1 pseudogene is annotated in these 305 nt (G+C 38.7%); it reads left to right on the top strand.

From position 1 onward, the window contains the following. Positions 1-17 precede the first annotated feature (17 nt). A pseudogene (locus ACFIO5_RS11895) lies at positions 18-305 on the top strand (DUF1254 domain-containing protein); the annotation flags it as partial.

Here is a 305-nt window from a genome sequence, read left to right on the forward strand (position 1 = left end):
CTCAGGACCAATAAACTGTGATTAAATTCTTTCACGCCGCACTTCTTGCAATCATTGGCGCTATCATTGTCCATATTTGCGTTCTCTTTCTGATACCCTATTGGGCAAAAAATAATATATGGACAGAACTTAAAAAATCAGGAGCATCTTATCAATTTGTTGACTTGGATGCGCGTAATTCTCTTCAGCAGACTAGTGATCCGTTCTTTCGTCTTAAAGTCTGCAGATTTGATCTCGAAAATGGCCCTGTTCATTTAAAGGCTCTGAAAACAAACCAATTTTCGTCATTAGCAGCTTACACACAG

This window comes from Bartonella sp. AA86SXKL (assembly GCF_042196885.1).